A 19,757-nucleotide genomic window follows, 5' to 3' on the forward strand; every position below is an offset into this window, starting at 1 on the left:
GGCTCCCCCTCACATTCCTAATGGTTGATCGTGACCGTACCATTAGCGTCATGGACGCAACACAGCTCGCCCTGGATCTCGCCGTCACCCTCCGCCACGACGGACACGGCGGGGTCGCCGACGACCTCGCCGACACCGCGGGACTGGCGGCCTGGCTCCACGACCGGGCCGCCGCCCTGGACTGCGCCGCCGACGGCCCGCCCCCGGCCGACGAGGCGCTGCTGACCGCCGTACGGGAGCTGCGCGCCGCGGTCCGCGCGCTCTTCGCCCGCGCGGTCCGCCCGGGCCCGCCCAGCCCCGCCGACGCCCACCGGCTGCTCCCGGAGGACACCGCGCTCGGCCGGCTCAACGCCGCCGCGGCCCGCGTGCCGACCGCCCCCCGCCTGCTCTGGGAAGCCGGCGCCGACCCCGTCCTGCGCGACCTCCCGGCCGGCTCACCGCCCGCCGCCGACCGGCTCACCGCCGCCCTGGCCCGCGCCGCCCTCACCTTCCTCGCGGGCCCGGACCGCACCCGGCTGCGGGCCTGCCCGGCCCCCCGCTGCGTGCGCTACTTCGTCAAGGACCACGCCCGCCAGGAGTGGTGCAGCCCCTCCTGCGGCAACCGCGCCCGGGTCGCCCGCCACCACCGGCGCCACCGCGCCGCCCCCGGCGGGCAAACCGGCTGACCAGGCCACCCGTACACCGCTGCCCCGCGCGGACGTCCGCGCCGTCCGCCGGGCCGGGCCACGTACGATGGCGGCATGTCCTTCCTCCGCCGCCGCAGCGCTGCCACGCCCGCCGGTCCAGACTTCGACGTACTGGCCATGGACCCGGGGGACTGGCCCGGCAATCTCGGGGCCGGGCTGCTGCCCGCGCCGGACGGGAGCTGCCAGGGCGTCTTCCTCCGCTACGACCTGTTCGGCGGCCGCGGCCCGGCGATGATCATCGGCAATCTGCCGGAGGGGTCCCCGGCCCGCGAGGTCGAGGAGGACCAGGTGCCCTTCGAGGTCGCCCAGCTGCTCGCCGCGCTCGGCAACGACGAGCCGGTGACGGTCGTCGAGACCGAGGACACCCCCGTGATGCACCAGGACAACCTCCTGATCGTCAAGCGCGTCAAGTGCTCCGAGGGCCGGATCTCCTGCGTCCAGTTCGACCGCAGCGACGGCGTCCTGGTGACCATCGCCAGCTGGGACCGCCCGATCACCGACGACCTCTACGCGCTGCTCAAGCCGCTGCCCGCGGAGCTGTTCCAGCAGGGCTGAGCGGGCGGTGGGCGGCCGCGCAGCGACGCGCGCCCGGCAGCGGTCCCCCGACCGCCACCGGGCGCGCGCCCTGTTCCCGCACCGCTCCGGCCGCTACGACTCCGAGGACCGCACGTCCACATCGGCCGCCCGGACGTAGCCGATGCGGTGGCCCACCTGGATCTCGTAGTACCGGTCCTCGCCGCGCACCACCACGTGCCGGGCGATGTCGAAGGTCGGCGCGTAGAGGTAGTCCGCCCGGACCTGCCCGCCGACCGCGTACCGCTGGCCCGACAGCAGCTTGTACGGCAGCGGCGTGACCGCCTGCACCGGCACCTGCGACGGGTACGCCTCCTTCTCCGGATAGGCCCGCCCGTAGACCGGGATCTCCGCCCGGCCCGCCTTCGGCGTCACCACCGGCCCCTTGGCGTCCACCGCCGTCGGGTGCGACCGCGGGTTGCGGAACCACGCCTGCTGCCCCAGATACCAGATCGCCGTCCAGTCACCGGACCGGCCCGCCACCGCGAACCGCTGCCCGGTCGTCGCCCGCGCCCCGGTGTCGTTCACCCCGGTCGTGGTCGCCGCACCGTCCGGGTGCAGCCCGATGTCCTGGATCAGCGGCGCGCTCTCACTGGGCGCGGTGTGCAGCCGGACGGCCGTGGAACCGTGCTCCGGGCAGGGTGTGCCGGCCTTCTCGCAGCCGGTGTAGACCGGCCGGTTGCGGTCGTAGGACGGCCGGATGGTCACCAGCCCGCCGTCCCGGCCCGCGGTGCGCTCGAACGGCCGCCCCAGCAGCGCGAAGTAGTGCGCCCAGTCCCAGTACGGGCCGGGGTCGGTGTGCATCCCCGGGACCGTGCCCGGCGTGGTGCCGGGGACGTTGTCGTGGCCCAGGACGTGCTGCCGGTCCAGCGGGATCCGGTACTTCTTCGCCAGATACTTCACCAGCCGGGCCGACGTCCGGTACATCGCCTCGGTGTACCAGGCGTCCGGCGCGGCCAGGAACCCCTCGTGCTCGATGCCGATCGAGTGCGTGTTGACGAACCAGTTGCCCGCGTGCCAGGCGACGTCCTTGGTCGGTACGTGCTGCGCGATCAGCCCGTCGGCGGAGCGGATCGTGTAGTGCCAGGAGACGTACTTGGGGTCCTTGATCAGCCGCAGGGTGGTCTCCCACGAGCCCTCGGTGTCGTGGATGACGAGGGTGTCGATCCGCTGGTCCCGGGGCCGGTCGGCCAGATCGTGGTTGCCGTAGTTGGTGCCGTTGTCGTACTCCTCGTAGGGCGCCGGCCAGGACTCGCAGGCCACCGACCAGGGGCACTCCAGCGCCCCGGCGCCACCGGGCGCGGCGGCGCGCTGCGCGGTGGCCGCGCCGAGACGTTTCTCCTGGGCCGGGTCGGGGGCCAGCCGGGGCGCGGCGGCCAGCGTGACCCGCTGCCCGGCGTCCGTGGTGCGGCTCTGCCCCTGCCGCAGCACCGCGAAGACGTCCCGGGCGAACGCCGCCCCGCTGCGCGGATCGTCCTGGCCGCCGTAGCGCGCCACCGCCGCGTACCACCGCGCCGGATCGCCGCCGGCCGGCAGGCCCAGCGCGCGCTGCTGGGCGGCCAGCAGCGCGGCGCCGCCGAGTACGTTCGCGGCCGGGTCGGTGCGCAGCTTCGCCGCCGGCAGCCCGGTCAGCTTCGCCGCCTCCGGCAGCGTCCGCAGCCGCGCCGGGAGGCGGTCGGGCAGCACCGCCCGGTGGGCCGCCGGGCGCGGGGCGGCGCGGACCGGCCGGGCGGTGTCGCCGCGGGCGTCCTCGTCGTCCGCGCTGAACTCCGGCGCCCGCGCCAGCGCCGCCCGGGCGTCGGTCAGGTGCATCGGCCCGTAGCCCCCGGAGACACTGGGCGCGCCGCCGTGGCCGTCCCAGCGTGACTCCAGGTACGAGACGCCCAGCAGCACACTGCGCGGGACGTGGTAGCGGGCGGCGGCGTCGCTGAAGGCTTGCTGGAGCGCGTCGGGCCCGGACTGCCCGGCGCCCGCGGACGGGGCCGCCGAGACCAGCGGCAGCAGCAGCGCCGCCGCGGTGAGGGCGGTGGCGGACCGGCGCAGCGCGCGGCGGCGGGGTCTTGACGCGTCGTCGGGGGCGGATCCTCGCAAAACAGCCTCCTCAGGCCGGCCCGGGCCGGGACGGGGTGACGGTGGTGTGCCGGCGGCCTGCCCGGTGCGCGGACGCACCGGCCGGACCGCCGCCGTGCGGGAGAACCCGAGACTAAGCCCCCGGTGGGCCGAGAACCATAGGTTTGCCGACGCGTCGTCAGCCACCGCACCGGAACGGGTTTCCGCATGTCAGGGCAGCACCGCCAGGAGCCTTCCCGGGCCGGGCCCGGGACCTGCGGAGCGTCAGTGGAATGGACCAATGCGCGGGTGAGCGGCGCGCCCGCACCGGGCCGCGCCGCTCAGCCGATCCCTGGGGTGCCGCCCGCACCCCGGTGGTCAACGGGTGCCCACCGCCGCCCGCACCGCCCGCCGCGCCATCTGCGCGTCGTCGTGCAGCCTGCGCAGCAGCAGCCGCTGCTCCTCACCGGCCGTGGGACCCCCGGGCTGCCCCGGGACGGCGGCCGGCGCGGGCTCCCGCATCGTCCGCTGCACCGCCGTCTCGTACCGCCGGATCTCCCGGGTGAGCACCAGCATGAGGTTCACCAGGAAGGCGTCCCGGGCCGTGGTGCCCGCCGCCTGGGCGAGCTGGCTGATGTGCCGGCGCGCCGCCGGCGCCTCGCCGAGCACCGTCCACAGCGTCGCCAGGTCGTAGCCCGGCAGGTACCAGCCGGCGCTGTCCCAGTCCAGCAGCGCCGGGCCGGCCGGGGAGAGCAGGACGTTGTTCAGCAGGGCATCGCCGTGGCAGAACTGGCCCTGGGTGTGCGCCAGCCCGTGCAGCAGCTTCTGGAGGTCGCCCAGATCGCGGTCGGTGAGCAGCCCCAGGTCGTGGTAGCGCCCGATCCGGCCCGCGTAGTCGAGCGGGGCGTCGAACAGCCCGGCGGGCGGGCGCCAGGCGTTCACCCGGCAGATCGCCCCGAGCGCGGCCCGCACATCGGCCCGCGGCGGCGCCTCGGCGGGATGCCGCGCCAGGGCCGCCACCCGGCCCGGCATCCGCTCCAGCACCAGCGTGCAGTTGTCGGGGTCGGCGGCCACCAGCCGGGGCACCCGGACCGGGGGACGGTGCCGGACGAACGCCCGGTACGCACTTATTTCCTGCCGGAAGCTCTCGGCCCACGCGGGGGAGTGGTCCAGTAAACACTTGGCCACCGCGCTCATCCGGCCGGTCGTCCCCAGGAGCAGTACGGTCTTCCCGCCGCGGCGCAGCACCTGAACCGGGTTGAACTCCGGGCAGATCCGGTGCACCGAGGCGACGGCGGCGCGCAGCTGGGCGCCCTGCGGGCCGGACAAGTCGAGTCTCCCGCTCAGCGGTTGGGTGCCCAGCCCCTGTGCCCGCCGGTTCCGGCCGCCGGGGAGACCGGCCACCGCCCCCGCGGGAGGGGAGGGGTCCAGATACGGACCGCTCCCGGCGGGGTGCGGGCGGTACGTCCGGGTGGGGGCGGTCACGGCGGACGATGCTGCATACATGGGTGAGACAGATCCCTTCGTGCGCCGACGAGTTGCGTGCGCTCCCGGTCCGGTGGCGGGAACCCGTGAACGGGTCCCGTACGGGCGGCCGGTCCACAGGGCCCCGTGCAGGGCGCGCACCCTGGGGAATGCGGTCCCGCCACCGGGCCGGGGGCTGCACACCTACCGAACACGCGGGTGCGGGTGGCAGACCATCTGGCGCACCCTGGCGAACCCTGGCGAATGCTCGCAGCCCATGTCAGCGGCCGTTACTGTCAACTCAGTCGAGGAACCTGGGGGCTTGACGTGAGCAGGGAGCCGAACACCCGTCTCGCGGACCTTTTCGGCCTGGCCGGCTGGTCCAAGGGCGAACTGGCGAGACTGGTCAACCGGCAGGCGGCGGCCATGGGCCATCCGCAGCTGGCGACCGACACCTCGCGGGTCCGGCGCTGGATCGACATGGGGGAGACGCCCCGCGATCCGGTGCCCAAGGTACTGGCCTCCTTGTTCACCGAGCGCCTCGGCCGTGTCGTAACCACCGAGGACCTCGGGTTCGCCCGGCCCGGTCGCGCGGGGAAGCGGCAGGCCATGGACGGTCTGCCGTGGGCACCCGAGCGGACCGCCGCGGTCCTCACGGAATTCACGGGAATGGACCTCATGCTCAATCGACGCGGCTTGGTGGGGGCGGGCGCGGCGCTCGCCGCGGGCTCCGCACTCACCGGCGCCATGCACGACTGGCTGCACACCGACCCCGGCCCGACCGCCCTCCGCCACGACGATCCGCTCGCCGGCGAATCCCTGTACGAACTCGACCAGATCGGCCTCGACCGCTACGAGGCGGCGCCCGTGGGGTCCCAGGAGATCGACGCCCTGGAGCACTCCGTGGAGGTCTTCCGCCGGTGGGACGCGGCCCGCGGCGGCGGCCTCCAGCGCAAGGCCGTGGTGGGCCAGCTCAACGAGGTCGGCGGCATGCTCGCCTACCGCCACCCCGACCACCTCCAGCGCCGGCTGTGGGGGGTGGCGGCCAACCTCGCGGTGCTGGCCGGCTGGATGTCGCACGACGTGGGCCTGGAGCCCACCGCGCAGAAGTACTTCATCATCGCCGCGCACGCGGCCCGCGAGGGTGGCGACCGCCCGCGCGCCGGCGAGGCGCTCTCCCGCGCCGCCCGCCAGATGGTCCACCTCGGCCGCCCGGACGACGCCCTGGACCTGATGAAACTGGCCCAGTCCGGCTCCGGCCAGGAGACCCTGCCGCGCACCCGCGCCATGCTGCACACCATCGAGGCGTGGGCGCACGCCTCCAAGGGCCACGGCCAGGCGATGCGCCGCACCCTCGGCGAGGCCGAGGAGCTGTTCGTCTCCGACCGCGGCGACGTGCCGCCGCCCGCCTGGATGCAGATGTTCGACGAGGCGGACCTGCACGGCATGCAGGCCCTGGCGTTCCGCACCCTCGCCGAGCACGACCCCTCCGCCGCCAGGATCGCGCAGAGCCATGCCAAGAAGGCGCTCCAGCTGCGCAAGAGCGGTCACCAGCGGTCGCAGATCTTCGACTACATCTCGATGGCCTCGGCCTGCTTCCTCGGCGACGACCCCGAACAGGCCGACCGCTACGCCCGGCTCGCGCTGGTCTCCATCGGGGAGAACTCCTCGCACCGCACCTGGGACCGGCTGCGCGAGATGTTCCGGCTCACCGGCCAGTACGCCGGCTGCGGCCCGATCCAGGAACTCCGCGAGGAGCTCCAGCAGGTCCTGCCGAAGGCGAAGCCCAAGGGGAAGACGGCGACCCTGGGCCCCGGCACGGGCCTGGGCGCGAACTTCTCGGTCTGACCGCCGGAAGGTGTCCGGACTCCGGGGGCGGACGCCTCACCCGCACGACGATCCCGTGGCCCCGTCGGTCCCGGCGCGGTCCGGCACCCGATCCCTCCTCCACCGCACCCACCCCACCCGACTCACCCCTCACCCACCCCGCCACCGCCCACCGCCCTCGGTGCGTTCCCGGGTCCCCCGGGGCGGCCGGCGCCGGGTGGCCGGTCCGCCCTCGACGGTCGCGCCGTGCGGTGCGTCAGCCGCCGACCCTGGCGATCAGGACGCAGGCGTCGTCCTCCCGCTCGGTGGCGCCGAACTCCTCGACCACGATCCGGACGCTCTCCTGCGCACTGCGGGCCGCGCCGAAGCGCGGTGCCAGGGCCAGCAGCCGCTCGGCGCTCTCCTGGGCGCTGTCCGGGCCGTGCGTGCGCCGCGGCACCAGGCCGTCGGTGTGCAGCACCAGCAGATCGCCCGGCTCCAGCCGCTCGGTGTGCTGGCCGTAGCCCGCGCCCGTGGTGGCGCCCAGCAGGACGCCCTCCGGCGGGTCCAGCGCGCGCCCCGTGCCGCCGCGGAAGAGCAGCGGTGCGGGGTGCCCGGCCTGGGCCCACTCCAGCGAGCGGGTCGCCGGGTCGAACTGGCAGCACACCGCGCTGCCCAGCGCCGGCTGGGTGGCGGTGTCCAGGAGCTGGTTGAGGAAGGCCATCAGCTGCCCCGGCCGGTGCCCGGCCACCGCCATCCCGCGCAGCGCCCCGAGCACCATCGCCATCCCGGACGTCGCGGCGACGCCGTGGCCGGTGAGGTCGCCGACGCTCAACAGCGTCCGCCCGTCCGGGAGTTGGAGGGCGTCGTACCAGTCGCCGCCGATCAGGGCGGAGGTGGCGGCGGGGAGGTAGCGGCCGGCCAGGTCCAGGGTGACCGGACCGCCCTCGGGGAAGCGCAGCGAGCCGCGCCACGGCGGCAGCACGGCCTCCTGGAGCTCGACCGCGAGCCGGTGCTCGGTCTGCGCGAGGTGCCGCTCCCGGCGGAGCGAGTCCCCGGTCTCCCGGACCGCCGTCTGGCTGCGCCGCAGCTCGCTGACGTCCCGCAGCACCGCCCACATGCAGGCCGTGCCGCCGTCGGCGTCGAGCACCGGCTCGCCGACCATGTGGACCGTGCGCAGCCCGGTGTCCGCGCGCAGGATGCGGAACTCGCCGTCGATCGGCCGGCCGTCCACCAGGCAGTCGGTGACCATGACGGCCAGTTTCTCCTGGTCGTCGGGGTGCACCAGGGAGGGCAGCTCGTCCAGGGTCAGCGGCCCGTCGGCCGGCTCCCGGCCCACCATCGCGTACAGCTCGTCGGACCAGGTCACCTCGTCGGTGAGGAGGTTCCACTCGGCGCTGCCCACCCGGCGCAGCAGCGCCCCGCGATCGGGCGCCTCGGGCTCGGGCGGGGCGGCCGGGCGGCCGGCGTACGGCTCGGCCTCCTCGGCGCGCGCGGCGGGCAGGCCCTCTCTGAGCTGGTCGAGGTGGCCGCCGAGGTCGTCCAGGTGGTGGACGGCGAGGTCGCACAGGGCGCGCTGCCAGCGCAGCTGCGGGTCGGCGGCGAGGTCTCCGGCCACCGAGGACTCTCTGCGTACCGCGTCGAGCCCACCGCGCAGGGTGCGGGCCTGCGAGATGAGGGCCTCGACCGCGTCACGCTCGGGCGTCCGATCGGCTGGGTGGTCCGCGAAGAGAGGGGGCGGCATGACGTACTCCGTGATCAGGCGGCGCCGGTTGGATAGGGGCCGGTTACGACTCTTGCACAGGCCGCGACGGTGCGTAAGGGAATTGGCATTACCCGATACGGTGGTGCATCTGGCATATGCCAATGGCTTCCCTGCGGCAACCGGGCCGAATCGGCGGAATGAAACGTTCCACGCTAGGCTGCGGCCGCCGTACAGCTGTCTACCCCGCCGATCCATGGTGGGAACGACGCATAGGGCCCGCGGTCACCGGCAAGAATGCCGGTCGGCGGAAATCCCGTTGCCAGCCCGTCCCCCGCATCGGATGCTGACCTCATGTTCGATCCAGACATAGCGCCCAGTGGCACCCTGCTCGGCCTCCTCCAGCGAGGCCGCGGCGACGGGACCCTGCACGCCCTCGCGGCGCCGCGGGCCGAGGCGCTCGCGGCACTCAACACCTGCGTGCTGCGCGACCCCCGCCGGGACTGGCAGGTGGAGAACCGCTCGCTCTATTACGCGCGCCTCTACATGCAGCTCGACGGCGGCCTGGAGGAGATCGAACGCCACCTCTTCCACCCCGACGACCTCACCGACACCGGTGAGGAGCGCACCGGGCTCGCCCTGGCCGTCCTGGGCCACCTCGCCGCCTACGGCCGGGACGCCGCCCGCCTGCTGCTGCGCAGCTACGCCGCGGCCGGCAGCAACTGGCGCTGGGCCCTGGACGAACTCGCGCTGCGGGACGACGACGCCGGCCTGCTGAGCCTGGCGCCCGCCGTGCTGGCCCGGTTCCCCGGGACCCCGCAGGGCGAGGCGGAGCTGGCCGCCGCGGTCCGCGACGCCTTCGAACCGCGGCCCTGGCGGCTGTGGGCGGAGGACCCCCGCTACGGCGCGCGGCTGGCCGCCGCCGGGGAGCAGGGCTCGTTCGACCGCTGGCAGCGCCAGCTCCGGCCGCGCGGGCCACGCCCCGGCTGGAGCGTGTCGGAGGTGCTGGAGTGGGCCCAGCAGGAGCTGGAGGCCCGCCCCGGTGAGCACCGCTACCTCGCCGCGGCACGCTGCCTGAGCGCGGTGGCCGGGCCCGAGGACCGCGCCGAACTGCTGCGGGCCGGCCGCGGCGGACCGGACGTGGCGCGCGCCGCCGTCCTGCACCACCTCGCCGAACGGGGCGACCCGGCGGTCCTCGACCTCATCGAGGAAGCCGCCACCGACCCGCTCTCCTCCGAGGCCCTGGTCGCCGCCGCGTTGTCCTCGTACGAGCGGATGCGCAGCGTGGCCGCCGTGGAGCGGGCCCGCGCCTGGGTGGTGCGCACCGACCGGCTGGGCGCCTCCGCCGCCGCGATGCTCGCCCGCCGGGGCGCCCGCCGCGACACCGACCTGGTGCTGGCCGCGCTGCGCCGCACCGTACGGGAAGAGGGGCCGGACGCCGCCGGGCTGTGGGAGCTGGTCGACGGCGCCGGACGGCTGGGCATCGCCTGCGCCGCCCCGGTGCTCCGCCACCTCTACCGCGAGACCGCCTCGTCCCAGCTGCGCGGCCGGGCCGCCGCCGCGCTCGCCGCCACCGACCCCGGGTTCGCGGCCGGCTTCGCCGTCGAGTGCCTGTGGGACTGCGAGGAGACCACCCGGGAGCTGGCCGCCCGGCACGCCGCCACCGGTGACGACCGGGTCGTCGAGCAGCTCCGCCGGCTCGCCGCCGACCCGGCCGAGGAGGCCGAGGTGCAGACCGCGGTGCGCGCCCGGATCGGACCGGACGCCCCGGCGGCCTAGCCGGGACGCGCCCCGCCCCGTCGGGGCGGGTGGGCGAACGCTCATGGGACGTTCGCCGGACGGCAAGGTCCTCGTGGCCCGGTCCACGCACGGCCCGCCGACAACAGCGGTATGCGTGTCGCCCTCGTCACCGAATCCTTCCCGCCCGACGTCAACGGTGTCGCACACTGCGCCCTGGAAACCGCCCGCCACCTCGTCCGGCGCGGCCACGATCCGCTGGTCGTCGCCCCGCTGGCGAACTCCGTCCCGGCCGCCGCCGCGCAGGCGCGGGAGAGTCCGTGCCCGGTGGTGCGGGTGCCCTCGATGCCGCTGCCCGGCTACCCGCAGGTGCGGATCGCGCTGCCGGGGCGGCGGCTGTCCGCGGCGCTGGACGGGCACCGGCCCGACCTGGTGCACCTGGCCAGCCCGTTCGTCCTCGGGGCGCGGGGGATGGCGGCCGCGGCCCGGCGCGGGGTGCCGGCGGTCGCGGTCTACCAGACCGACATGGCGCGCTACGCCCGGACGTACCTGGGGCGCGGCGGGGCGGCGGCCTGGCGGCGGATCCGGGCGGTGCACGCCGCCGCCGACCTCACCCTGGCGCCGTCCAGCGCGGCGCTGCTGGACCTGACCGAGCACGGCGTGCCCCGGGTGCGGCTGTGGCCGCGCGGGGTCGATTCGGCGCGCCGGCGGGACGCGGTGCTGCGCAGCTCGTTGCTGGCGGGGCGGGAGCTGCTGGTGGGGTACGTGGGGCGGCTGGCGCCGGAGAAGGACGTCCGGCTGCTCGCCGGGGCCTCCCGGCTGCCCGGGGTCCGCACCGTGGTGATCGGCGAGGGCCCCAGCGCCGCCGCGCTGCGGGCGCAGCTCCCGGAGGCGCGGTTCCTGGGCCGCCGCACCGGTGACGAACTGGCCCGGCTGTACGCCTCGTTGGACCTCTTCGTGCACACCGGCCCGTACGAGACCTTCTGCCAGACCGTGCAGGAGGCGATGGCGTCCGGCGTCCCGGTGGTGGCGCCGGCCGCCGGCGGGCCGCTGGACCTCGTCGACCACGGGCGGACCGGGCTGCTGGTGCCGCCCGGCGACGGGGACGCGCTCCGGGACGCGGTGCGGACCCTGGCCGGCAGCCCGGAGCTGCGGGCGCGCTACGGCGCCGCCGGCCGGCGGGCGGTCGCGGCCCGCACCTGGGAGGCGGTCGGCGACGAACTGCTGGGCCACTACGCGGACGTGCTGGCCGACCGGACGGCGGTGGCGGCATGACCGCCCGCCGGGTCCGCCCCGCCGGGACCGGGCTGCGGATCGTCCGGATCGCCAACTTCGTCACCCCCGAGTCCGGCGGGCTGCGCACCGCCCTGCGCGAACTGGGCGCCGGCTACCGGGCCGCCGGGCACGACCCGGTGCTGGTCGTTCCCGGCCCGCCGGACGCGCTGGGGCCGCGCGGCTTCCGGGACGAGGACGGCGCGCAGGGGCGGGTCCTGACCCTGCCGGGCGTGCCGGTGCCCGGCAGCGGCGGCTACCGGGTGCTGACCGGCCGCCCCCGGCTCCAGCGGCTGCTGGCCGCGCTGGCCCCGGACCGGCTGGAGGTCTGCGACCGCACGACGCTGCGCTGGACGGGGGAGTGGGCGCGGCGGGCCCGGGTGCCGGCGGTGATGGTGTCGCACGAGAGCGTGGACGGGGTGCTGCGCACCTGGGGCGTGCCGCGCCCGCTGGCCCGCGCGGTCGCCGACCGGGCCAACCTCCGCACCGCGCACGCCTACAGCCGGGTGGTGTGCACCACCGAGTGGGCGGCGGCGGAGTTCGTCCGGGCCGGGGCGCGCAACGTGGTCCGGGCGCCGCTCGGCGTCGACCTCGCGGCCTGCCACCCGGAGCTGCGCAGCGCCGTGCTGCGCGGCCACCACGCCGGGCGGGCCGCGGTCCTGCTGCTGATGTGCTCCCGGCTGTCGGCGGAGAAGCGGCCGGGGCGGGCCCTGGACGCGCTGGCCGAGCTGCGGCGGCGGGGTGTCGACGCGGTGCTGGTGGTGGCCGGCGACGGGCCGCTGCGGGCCCGGCTGGCGGCCCGGGCGCGGGCCGGGCGGCTGCCGGCGGTGTTCCTGGGGCACGTCGCCGACCGGGGCCGGCTGGCCGCGCTCCAGGCGAGCGCCGACCTGGTGCTGGCGCCCGGCCCGGCCGAGACGTTCGGGCTCGCGGCGCTGGAGGCGCTGGCCTGCGGCACCCCGGTGGTGGCCAGCGCGGCCTCGGCGCTGGCCGGCCTGGTCGGCGCGGGCGGCGACACCGCGCTGGATGACGGGCCGTCCTTCGCCGACGCGGTGCAGCGGGTCCTGGCGCGGCCCGAACCGGTCCGCCGGGCCGCCGCCCGCAAGCGCGCCGAGGGCTACGGCTGGCGGCCGGCGGTGGACGCGTTCCTGGCCGCCCACGACGCGGTGCGGCCGGGCGGCGGACGGCCCGCCGCGGCGCCCTGGCCGAGCCCGGTCGCGCCCCGGGGCCGGCGGTGACGGCGCGCTTCGTGGCGCTCGGCGACTCGCTGACCGAGGGCCTGGGCGACCCGGTGCCGGGGGGCGGCTGGCGGGGCTGGGCGGCGCTGCTGGCCACCGCCCTGGGCGAGCCGCCCGGCGGCGTCCAGCTGGTCAACCTGGCGCGCAGCGGGGCGCTGGCCGTGGACGTGGTGCGCGAGCAGCTGCCGGTGGCCCGCGCACTGGCCCCCCGCTACGCGTCCCTGGTGGCCGGGGCCAACGACACGCTGCGGGCCGGTTTCGCGATCGGACCGGTGGCCGCCGCCCTGGACCGCGCGCACGGCACGCTCAGCGCCGGCGGGGCCGTGGTGCTGACCGCCTGCCTGCCCGACCCCGGCCGGATGCTGGGCCTGCCCGCCCCGCTGGCCCGGCCGCTGGCCCGCCGGATGCGCGCCGTCAACACCGTCGTGCACGCGGTCGCGGCCCGCCACGGCGGCGTCCACCTGCACCTCGCCGGCCGGCCCTGGGTGGCCGACCGGGCCTCCTGGAGCGTGGACCGGCTGCACCCCGGTGAGCGCGGCCACCGGCTGCTGGCCCGCGCCTTCCACGGCGCGCTCGCCGCCCGGGGCCTGGCGCCCGGCCCGCCGCCCCCGCTCACCCTCGACGGCCCGCCCCCGACCCGGACCGGCGCCGCGGTGTGGCTGGCCACCCGCGGCACCCGCTGGGTCGCCGACCGCTGCACCGACCTGCTGCCGGACCTGCTGGCGCTGGCCGTACGGGAGTGCCGGCACCAGCTGGCCGGCACCGGGCGGCTGCTGGACGCCGCGGCCGAGGGCGCCACCCGCCGGGCCCTCGCGGCCCTGTCCGAGCCGGGCGGCGCTGCGACAATGGCGGGGTGACCGGACGCTGGGAGTTCTGGATCGACCGCGGGGGCACGTTCACCGATGTCGTCGGCCGGCGGCCGGACGGGCGGCTGGTCACCGGCAAGCTCCTCTCGCACCGCCCCGAGCGCTACCGCGACGCCGCGGTCGCCGGGATCCGGATGATGCTGGGCCTCGGCCCGGACGAGCCGGTGCCCGCCGAGCGGGTCGCGGTCGTCCGGATGGGCACCACCGTCGCCACCAACGCCCTGCTGGAGCGCACCGGCGAGCCCACCGTCCTGCTGATCACCGAGGGCTTCCGGGACGCCCTGCGGATCGCCTACCAGAACCGCCCGCGGATCTTCGACCGGCGGATCGTGCTGCCCGAGGCGCTCTACGACCGGGTGATCGAGGTGCCCGAACGGGTCGGCGCGCACGGGGAGGCGGTCCGGCCGCTGGACCGGGACCGGGTCCGGCGCGCGCTGCGGGCCGCCCGCGCGGACGGGCTGCGCAGCGCCGCCGTGGTGCTGCTGCACGGCTACCGCCACCCCGCGCACGAGGAGCAGGTCGCCGCGCTCGCCAGGGAGGCGGGCTTCCCGCAGGTGAGCTGCTCGCACGAGGTCAGCCCGCTGATGAAGCTGGTGTCCCGCGGCGACACCACCGTCGTCGACGCCTACCTCTCGCCGATCCTCGGCCGCTACGTCGCCGAGGTCGCCGCCCAACTCCCCGGCGTCCGGCTGCTGTTCATGCAGTCCAACGGCGGGCTGCGGCAGGCCGCGCACTTCCGCGGCAAGGACGCGGTGCTCTCGGGCCCGGCGGGCGGGGTGGTCGGGATGGCGCGGGCGGCCGCCGCGGCCGCGGGCGGCGGACCGGGCCCGGACGGCGGTTTCGACCGGGTGATCGGCTTCGACATGGGCGGCACCTCCACCGATGTCTCGCACTACGCGGGGGAGTTCGAGCGGGTCTTCGGCAGCGAGGTCGCCGGGGTCCGGATGCGGGCCCCGATGATGGACATCCACACCGTCGCGGCCGGCGGCGGCTCGGTCCTGCACTTCGACGGCCGCCGGTACCGCGTCGGCCCCGACTCGGCCGGCGCCGACCCCGGGCCGGCCTGCTACCGCCGCGGCGGCCCGCTCACCGTCACCGACGCCAACGTCATGCTCGGCCGCATCCAGCCCCGCCACTTCCCGCAGGTCTTCGGACCGGACGGCGACCAGCCGCTGGACGCCGCCGCGGTCCGCACGCGGTTCGCCGAGCTGGCCGCCCGGGCCGCCGCCGAGACCGGGGACGACCGCGGCCCCGAGGACGTCGCCGCCGGCTTCCTGGACATCGCGGTGCGCAACATGGCCAACGCGGTCAAGAAGATCTCCGTCCAGCGCGGCCGGGACATCACCCGCTACGCCCTGGTCAGCTTCGGCGGCGCGGGCGGCCAGCACGCCTGCGCGGTCGCCGACGCGCTGGGCGTCACCACCGTCCTGGTGCCGCCGCTGGCCGGGGTGCTCTCCGCGTACGGCATCGGGGTCGCCGACGCCACCGCGATGCGCGAACAGGCCGTCGAGGAGCCCCTCGGGGAGCGGGACGGGGCGGACCGGGTCCGGCGGGTGTGCGACGCGCTGGCCCGGCAGACCCGGCGGGAACTCCGCGCCGACGGCGTCCCGGAGGAGTCCCTCACCACCCGCGCCCGGGTGCTGGTCCGCTACGCCGGGACCGACTCCCCGCTCGGCGTCCCGCTCGGCGCGGCCGACGCCATGGCCGCGGACTTCACCCGGGCGCACCGGGAGCGCTACGGCTTCACCATGGACAAGCCGCTGGTCGCCGAGGCGGTGTCCGTGGAGACCCGCGGCGCGGCCGGCGGCGCCGCCGGGTACCGCCACCACTTCGCCGCGCGGGAGGGGGCGCCGGCGGCGGTGGAGACCGTCCGGATGCACACCGGCGGCCGCTGGACGGACACCGGTCTGTACCGCCGCGGCGACCTGCGCCCCGGCGACACCCTCGGCGGCCCGGCGATCATCGCCGAGGACGACGCCACCACCGTCCTGGACCCCGGCTGGCGGGCCGCCGTCGGCGAGCGCGGCCACCTGCTGCTCACCCGCGCCCGGCCGCGCCCCGCCCGGACCGCCGTCGGCACCGCGGCCGACCCGGTGATGCTGGAGGTCTTCAACAGCCTCTTCATGGCCATCGCCGAGCAGATGGGCGTCCGGCTGGAGAACACCGCGCACTCGGTCAACATCAAGGAGCGGCTGGACTTCTCCTGCGCCCTGTTCGACGCCGCGGGCGGCCTCGTCGCCAACGCCCCGCACATCCCGGTGCACCTGGGATCGATGGGGGAGACCGTTGAGGAGGTGCTGCGGCGGCGCGGCGACGACCTGCGGCCGGGCGATGTGTACGCGGTCAACGACCCGTACCACGGCGGGACGCACCTGCCGGACGTCACCGTCGTCACACCGGTGTTCGACCCGCACGGCACCGAGCTGCTGTTCCTGGTGGCCTCGCGCGGCCACCACGCCGAGATCGGCGGCATCACCCCCGGTTCGATGCCCGCGTTCAGCCGCACCATCGAGGAGGAGGGCGTCCGCTTCGACAACTGGCTGCTGGTCCGCGGCGGGCGGCTGCGGGAACGGGAGACCCGGGCGCTGCTCACCTCCGGCCCGTACCCCTCCCGCGCCCCGGACGCCAACCTCGCCGACCTGCGCGCCCAGATCGCCGCCAACGAAAAGGGCATCCGCGAACTGCGCCGGATGACCGGTGAGTTCGGACTGGACGTGGTCCGCGCCTACATGCGGCACGTCCAGGACAACGCCGAGGAGTCGGTGCGCCGGATCCTCCCCGGGCTACCGGACGGGCGGTACCGCTACGAGACCGACAGCGGCGCGCGGATCTGCGTCGCGCTGACCGTGGACCGCGCCGCCCGCAGCGCCGTGCTGGACTTCGCCGGCACCTCCCCGCAGCAGCCCGGCAACACCAACGCGCCCAGCTCGGTGGTGCGGGCCGCGGTGCTGTACGTGCTGCGCACCCTGGTCGCCGAGGACATCCCGCTGAACAGCGGCTGCCTCAAGCCCGTCGAGATCCGCATCCCGCCCGGCTCGATGCTGGCGCCCGTGCCGCCGGCGGCGACCGTCGCGGGCAACGTGGAGACCTCGCAGGCGGTCACCGGCGCGCTCTACGCGGCGATCGGCGTCCAGGCCGAGGGCTCCGGCACGATGAACAACCTCACCTTCGGCAACGGGCGGGTGCAGTACTACGAGACCGTCGCCAGCGGCTCGGGCGCCGGCGAGGGCTTCGACGGCGCGGACGCCGTCCAGACCCATATGACCAACTCCCGGCTCACCGACCCGGAGGTGCTGGAGTGGCGGTACCCGGTGCGGGTGGACGCCTTCGCGCTGCGCGCGGGCAGCGGCGGCACCGGCCGCTGGCACGGCGGCCGCGGCGCGGAACGGCGGCTGCGCTTCCTGGAGCCGATGACCCTCGCCCTGCTCTCCGGCCACCGCCGGGTCCCGCCCTACGGCATGGCGGGCGGCGGACCGGGCGCGCTGGGCGCCAACTTCCTGCTGCGCGCGGACGGTTCGCGCGAGGAGCTGCGCGGCTGCGACACCGCCGAGGTCGGCCCGGACGACGTCCTGGTGATCCGGACACCGGGGGGCGGCGGCTACGGGGCACCGTGACCGGCGGCCGGCCGGGGGTGCCCCGGGCCCCGGCCGGACCCCGGCGCCGCCACTCAGGCGCATCGGGGTTCCTTCCGGCCGGCGGACCGAACGATCGCACTCGGCGAGCGACCGGCGACGGAACGTACCTGTGGGCTCGTCCCGGTGGTGCCGGGCGCGGCGGGGCGCGCAGGGTGAACGCCCGGTGCGCGGTGGGTGGTTGGGCCCGCGGGGGCGCGCTCCGCCGCCGCGTCCCCCGCTACCGCAGCCGGACGAACCGCACCGGCGTCCCCGGCACCGCCTGGGCCGCCGCGGGCAGGAACCGCTCCGGGACGACCCCGGCCACCGGGTAGCCGCCGGTGGTGGGGTGGTCGTGCAGGAACAGCACCGGCAGGCCGTTCGGCGGCACCTGGAGCGCGCCCAGCGGCATGCCCTCGCTGGGGAGTTCGCCGTCCCGGGCGCGTTCCAGCGCCGGGCCCTCGGTGCGCAGCCCGATGCGGTTGGTGGCCGGGGAGACCCGGAACGCGGCGGTGGCCAGGGTGCGCAGCCCGGCGGCGGTGAACCAGTCGTCGCGCGGGCCGGGCAGGAACGGCAGGACCAGCTCGGCCGGGGGACCGGGCTGCGGCACCGCGTCGGCGGCCGCGGGGGGCGGCCCGTACGGGGGGCCCAGCGGCAGGACCGCGCCGTCCGCGAGCGGCTCGGGGCCCAGGCCGGAGAGCAGGTCGGTGGCGCGGCTGCCGAGCACCGGCTCCGCGTCGATCCCGCCGGCGACGGCCACGTAGGAGCGCAGGCCGTGGGTGGCCGGGCCGGCCTCCAGGACGGCGCCGGCCGGGACGCGGACCGGCGCGCCCCAGGGGGCGGGGCGGCCGTCGACGCTCACCGGGCAGGCGGCGCCGGTGACCGCGGCCGTGGCGGCGGTGCGCAGGCGGACGGCGCAGCCGGTGACGGTGGTCTCCAGGGTGGCGGCCGTGGCGGGGTTGCCCACCAGGCGGTTGGCGAGCCGGTGCGCGGGCTCGTCGAGCGCACCGGACCGCGGTACCCCCAGGTGCGCGTGGCCGGGCCGGCCGAGGTCCTGGACGGTGGTCAGCGCGCCGGCGCGGACCACCGTGAGGGCGCGGTCGGTCATCGGGCGGACTCCTGGGGGGCGGGTCGGGACGGGCCGGTGCGCGGCGCGGGCACGGGGGCGTCCACGGGGACGAAGCGGACCGGCGTGCCGGGGGCGAGCAGTGCGGCCGGCTCGCGCCGCGGGTCCCACAGGACCGCGTCGGTGCGGCCGATCAGCTGCCAGCCGCCGGGGGAGGAGCGCGGGTAGACCCCGGTGTACGGACCGGCCAGGCCGATCGAGCCGGCCGGGACGCGGGTGCGCGGGGTCGCCCGGCGCGGTACGCCCAGCCGCTCCGGAAGCCCCGTCAGATAGCCGAAGCCGGGCGCGAATCCGCAGAACGCGACCCGGAACGCGGTCCCGGCGTGCAGCCGGACCACCTCCTCGGCGGTGACGCCCCACAGCGCGGCGACCTCGGCGAGGTCGGGGCCGTCGTAGCGGACCGGGATCTCGACGGCCGGGCGGTCGCCGGCGGCCGGCGGCGGGACCCGCCAGCCGGGCAGCTCCGCGGCCAGCGCGCCCGGGTCGGCCAGCCCGTCGAGGAAGACCGTCCGGGCGGCCGGCACGATCTCGCGGACCGCGGGGAGGGTGCCGCCGGCGGCCCGCCGCAGCAGCTCGGCGTGGAGCGCCCCGGCGTCCTCGGCGCGGTCCAGCTCGACCAGCAGCCCGTGCTCGCCGACCGGCAGCGCCCGCAGGGGCAGCGGCCCGGCCGCCGGCCGCGGCGTCATACGAAGCTCCGCACGCGGACCCCGGCCGCGGCCAGTTCGGACCGCACCCGCCGGGCCAGTCCGGCGGCGCCGGGGGTGTCGCCGTGCAGGCACAGGGAGCGCGCGGCGACCGTGATCCGGGTGCCGTCGCGGGAGGTGACCGCCTTGTCCCGGGCCAGCCCGACGGCCCGCTTGACCACCGTGTCCGGGTCGTGCACGACGGCACCCTCCTCGCGGCGCGGTACGAGGGTGCCGCGGTCGGTGTAGGCGCGGTCGGCGAACGCCTCCCCGACGACCGGGAGTCCGGCCTCCGCGGCGGCCGCGTGCAGCCGGGAGCCGGGCAGCCCGAGGACCGGGAGGCGGCCGCCCGCGGCGCGGATCCCGGCGGCCACCGCGGCGGCCTGCTCCGCGTCGTGCACGCAGCGGTTGTAGAGCGCGCCGTGCGGTTTGACGTAACCGACCCGGGCGCCGGCGGCACGGGCGAAGACCTCCAGCGCGCCGATCTGGTAGGTGATCTCGTCGGCCAGTTCCCCGGGCGGGACGTCCATCGCGCGGCGGCCGAAGCCGGCCAGGTCGCGGTAGGAGACCTGGGCGCCGATCACCACCCCCCGCTCCGCGGCCAGTTCGCAGACCCGGCGCATGGTGGACGGGTCGCCGGCGTGGAAGCCGCAGGCGACGTTGGCGCTGGTGACGACGGAGAGCAGGGCCTCGTCGTCGGTGAGCTGCCAGCGGCCGAAGCCTTCCCCGAGGTCGGCGTTGAGGTCGATGACGGGCGGGGCGGCCGGTTCAGTCATGGACATCCGTTCCGGGAGCGCGGAGGGGGAGCGCCGGTGCCCGGGCGGGTGCGCGGGCGGCGGTGCGGCCGACCGGTGCCGGCCACCGCAGCGCAAGCTACAGATTGTTGAACGATCCCACAAGAGGTGTGTTGTCCTGTCCCGCCATCTGGGATTGACTTCCGCTCAACA

The 19,757-nt window shown here is 76.9% G+C and carries 14 protein-coding genes; 8 read left to right on the plus strand and 6 right to left on the minus strand.

Features of this window, described 5'->3' with window-relative positions; translation table 11 throughout:
- Positions 1-50 precede the first annotated feature (50 nt).
- Positions 51-665, plus strand: a complete 615-nt coding sequence (locus tag MUU72_RS17385; RefSeq protein ID WP_248014191.1) for a CGNR zinc finger domain-containing protein — start codon at positions 51-53, stop codon at positions 663-665.
- Positions 666-740: 75 nt separating this feature from the next.
- Positions 741-1,241, plus strand: coding sequence for a hypothetical protein (locus MUU72_RS17390; protein ID WP_248014192.1), 501 nt, complete (start codon positions 741-743; stop codon positions 1,239-1,241).
- A gap of 93 nt (positions 1,242-1,334) precedes the next feature.
- Here MUU72_RS17390 and MUU72_RS17395 read toward each other — a convergent pair whose 3' ends face one another.
- The gene (locus tag MUU72_RS17395; protein WP_248014193.1) at positions 1,335-3,350 is read right to left on the minus strand and encodes an N-acetylmuramoyl-L-alanine amidase; all 2,016 of its coding nucleotides are present in this window, start codon (positions 3,348-3,350) and stop codon (positions 1,335-1,337) included.
- 336 nt (positions 3,351-3,686) lie between these two features.
- Complete coding sequence (locus tag MUU72_RS17400; protein ID WP_248014194.1) at positions 3,687-4,814, minus strand: aminoglycoside phosphotransferase family protein; 1,128 nt, start codon at positions 4,812-4,814, stop codon at positions 3,687-3,689.
- Positions 4,815-5,099: 285 nt separating this feature from the next.
- Here MUU72_RS17400 and MUU72_RS17405 point away from each other — a divergent pair, with 285 nt between their 5' ends.
- On the plus strand, positions 5,100-6,620 hold the full coding sequence (locus MUU72_RS17405) for a DNA-binding protein NsdB (RefSeq protein WP_248014195.1): 1,521 nt from the start codon (positions 5,100-5,102) through the stop codon (positions 6,618-6,620).
- Positions 6,621-6,855: 235 nt separating this feature from the next.
- Here the strand turns inward: MUU72_RS17405 and MUU72_RS17410 are convergent, their stop codons facing one another.
- Complete coding sequence (locus MUU72_RS17410) at positions 6,856-8,322, minus strand: PP2C family protein-serine/threonine phosphatase (protein WP_248014196.1); 1,467 nt, start codon at positions 8,320-8,322, stop codon at positions 6,856-6,858.
- A 312-nt stretch (positions 8,323-8,634) separates the two neighbouring features.
- On the opposite strand from MUU72_RS17410, the gene MUU72_RS17415 reads away from it, so the two are divergent.
- The 5 genes from MUU72_RS17415 to MUU72_RS17435 all read left to right on the plus strand — a co-directional run bounded on the left by MUU72_RS17415 (position 8,635) and on the right by MUU72_RS17435 (position 17,004).
- Positions 8,635-10,059, plus strand: a complete 1,425-nt coding sequence (locus MUU72_RS17415) for a HEAT repeat domain-containing protein (protein WP_248014197.1) — start codon at positions 8,635-8,637, stop codon at positions 10,057-10,059.
- 111 nt (positions 10,060-10,170) lie between these two features.
- Positions 10,171-11,292 (plus strand): glycosyltransferase family 4 protein, encoded by a 1,122-nt coding sequence (locus MUU72_RS17420; RefSeq protein ID WP_248014198.1) that lies wholly within the window; start codon positions 10,171-10,173, stop codon positions 11,290-11,292.
- Positions 11,289-12,524, plus strand: a complete 1,236-nt coding sequence (locus MUU72_RS17425; protein ID WP_248014199.1) for a glycosyltransferase — start codon at positions 11,289-11,291, stop codon at positions 12,522-12,524. The genes MUU72_RS17420 and MUU72_RS17425 overlap by 4 nt, the downstream gene beginning before the upstream one ends.
- Positions 12,521-13,381: an SGNH/GDSL hydrolase family protein gene (locus tag MUU72_RS17430; RefSeq protein ID WP_248014200.1), complete on the plus strand. Its 861-nt coding sequence runs from the start codon at positions 12,521-12,523 to the stop codon at positions 13,379-13,381. Before MUU72_RS17425 ends, MUU72_RS17430 begins: the two co-directional genes overlap by 4 nt.
- A complete protein-coding gene (locus MUU72_RS17435; protein WP_248014201.1) occupies positions 13,378-17,004 on the plus strand; it encodes a hydantoinase B/oxoprolinase family protein in 3,627 nt (1,208 codons plus the stop codon). Before MUU72_RS17430 ends, MUU72_RS17435 begins: the two co-directional genes overlap by 4 nt.
- A 238-nt stretch (positions 17,005-17,242) precedes the next feature.
- Here the strand turns inward: MUU72_RS17435 and MUU72_RS17440 are convergent, their stop codons facing one another.
- From MUU72_RS17440 to MUU72_RS17450, 3 genes are read right to left on the minus strand one after another with little or no spacing between them, the layout of a single operon-like run.
- On the minus strand, positions 17,243-18,109 hold the full coding sequence (locus tag MUU72_RS17440) for a 5-oxoprolinase subunit C family protein (RefSeq protein WP_248014202.1): 867 nt from the start codon (positions 18,107-18,109) through the stop codon (positions 17,243-17,245).
- Positions 18,106-18,813, minus strand: coding sequence for a 5-oxoprolinase subunit PxpB (gene pxpB, locus MUU72_RS17445; RefSeq protein ID WP_248014203.1), 708 nt, complete (start codon positions 18,811-18,813; stop codon positions 18,106-18,108). Before pxpB ends, MUU72_RS17440 begins: the two co-directional genes overlap by 4 nt.
- Positions 18,810-19,586, minus strand: coding sequence for a LamB/YcsF family protein (locus MUU72_RS17450; protein WP_248014204.1), 777 nt, complete (start codon positions 19,584-19,586; stop codon positions 18,810-18,812). The genes pxpB and MUU72_RS17450 overlap by 4 nt, the downstream gene beginning before the upstream one ends.
- Between the last annotated feature and the right edge of the window lie 171 nt (positions 19,587-19,757).

The sequence above is a fragment of the Streptomyces rhizoryzae genome (assembly GCF_023155275.1).
GTDB classification, from domain to species: domain Bacteria; phylum Actinomycetota; class Actinomycetes; order Streptomycetales; family Streptomycetaceae; genus Streptomyces; species Streptomyces rhizoryzae.

Coding starts and splice junctions, on each gene's coding strand:
- MUU72_RS17385 (WP_248014191.1), top strand. CDS start 51: ATGGACGCAACACAGCTCGCCCTGGATCTCGCCGTCACCCTCCGCCAC.
- MUU72_RS17390 (WP_248014192.1), top strand. CDS start 741: ATGTCCTTCCTCCGCCGCCGCAGCGCTGCCACGCCCGCCGGTCCAGAC.
- MUU72_RS17400 (WP_248014194.1), bottom strand. CDS start 4,814: ATGTATGCAGCATCGTCCGCCGTGACCGCCCCCACCCGGACGTACCGC.
- MUU72_RS17410 (WP_248014196.1), bottom strand. CDS start 8,322: ATGCCGCCCCCTCTCTTCGCGGACCACCCAGCCGATCGGACGCCCGAG.
- MUU72_RS17415 (WP_248014197.1), top strand. CDS start 8,635: ATGTTCGATCCAGACATAGCGCCCAGTGGCACCCTGCTCGGCCTCCTC.
- MUU72_RS17420 (WP_248014198.1), top strand. CDS start 10,171: ATGCGTGTCGCCCTCGTCACCGAATCCTTCCCGCCCGACGTCAACGGT.
- MUU72_RS17425 (WP_248014199.1), top strand. CDS start 11,289: ATGACCGCCCGCCGGGTCCGCCCCGCCGGGACCGGGCTGCGGATCGTC.
- MUU72_RS17440 (WP_248014202.1), bottom strand. CDS start 18,109: ATGACCGACCGCGCCCTCACGGTGGTCCGCGCCGGCGCGCTGACCACC.
- pxpB (WP_248014203.1), bottom strand. CDS start 18,813: ATGACGCCGCGGCCGGCGGCCGGGCCGCTGCCCCTGCGGGCGCTGCCG.
- MUU72_RS17450 (WP_248014204.1), bottom strand. CDS start 19,586: ATGACTGAACCGGCCGCCCCGCCCGTCATCGACCTCAACGCCGACCTC.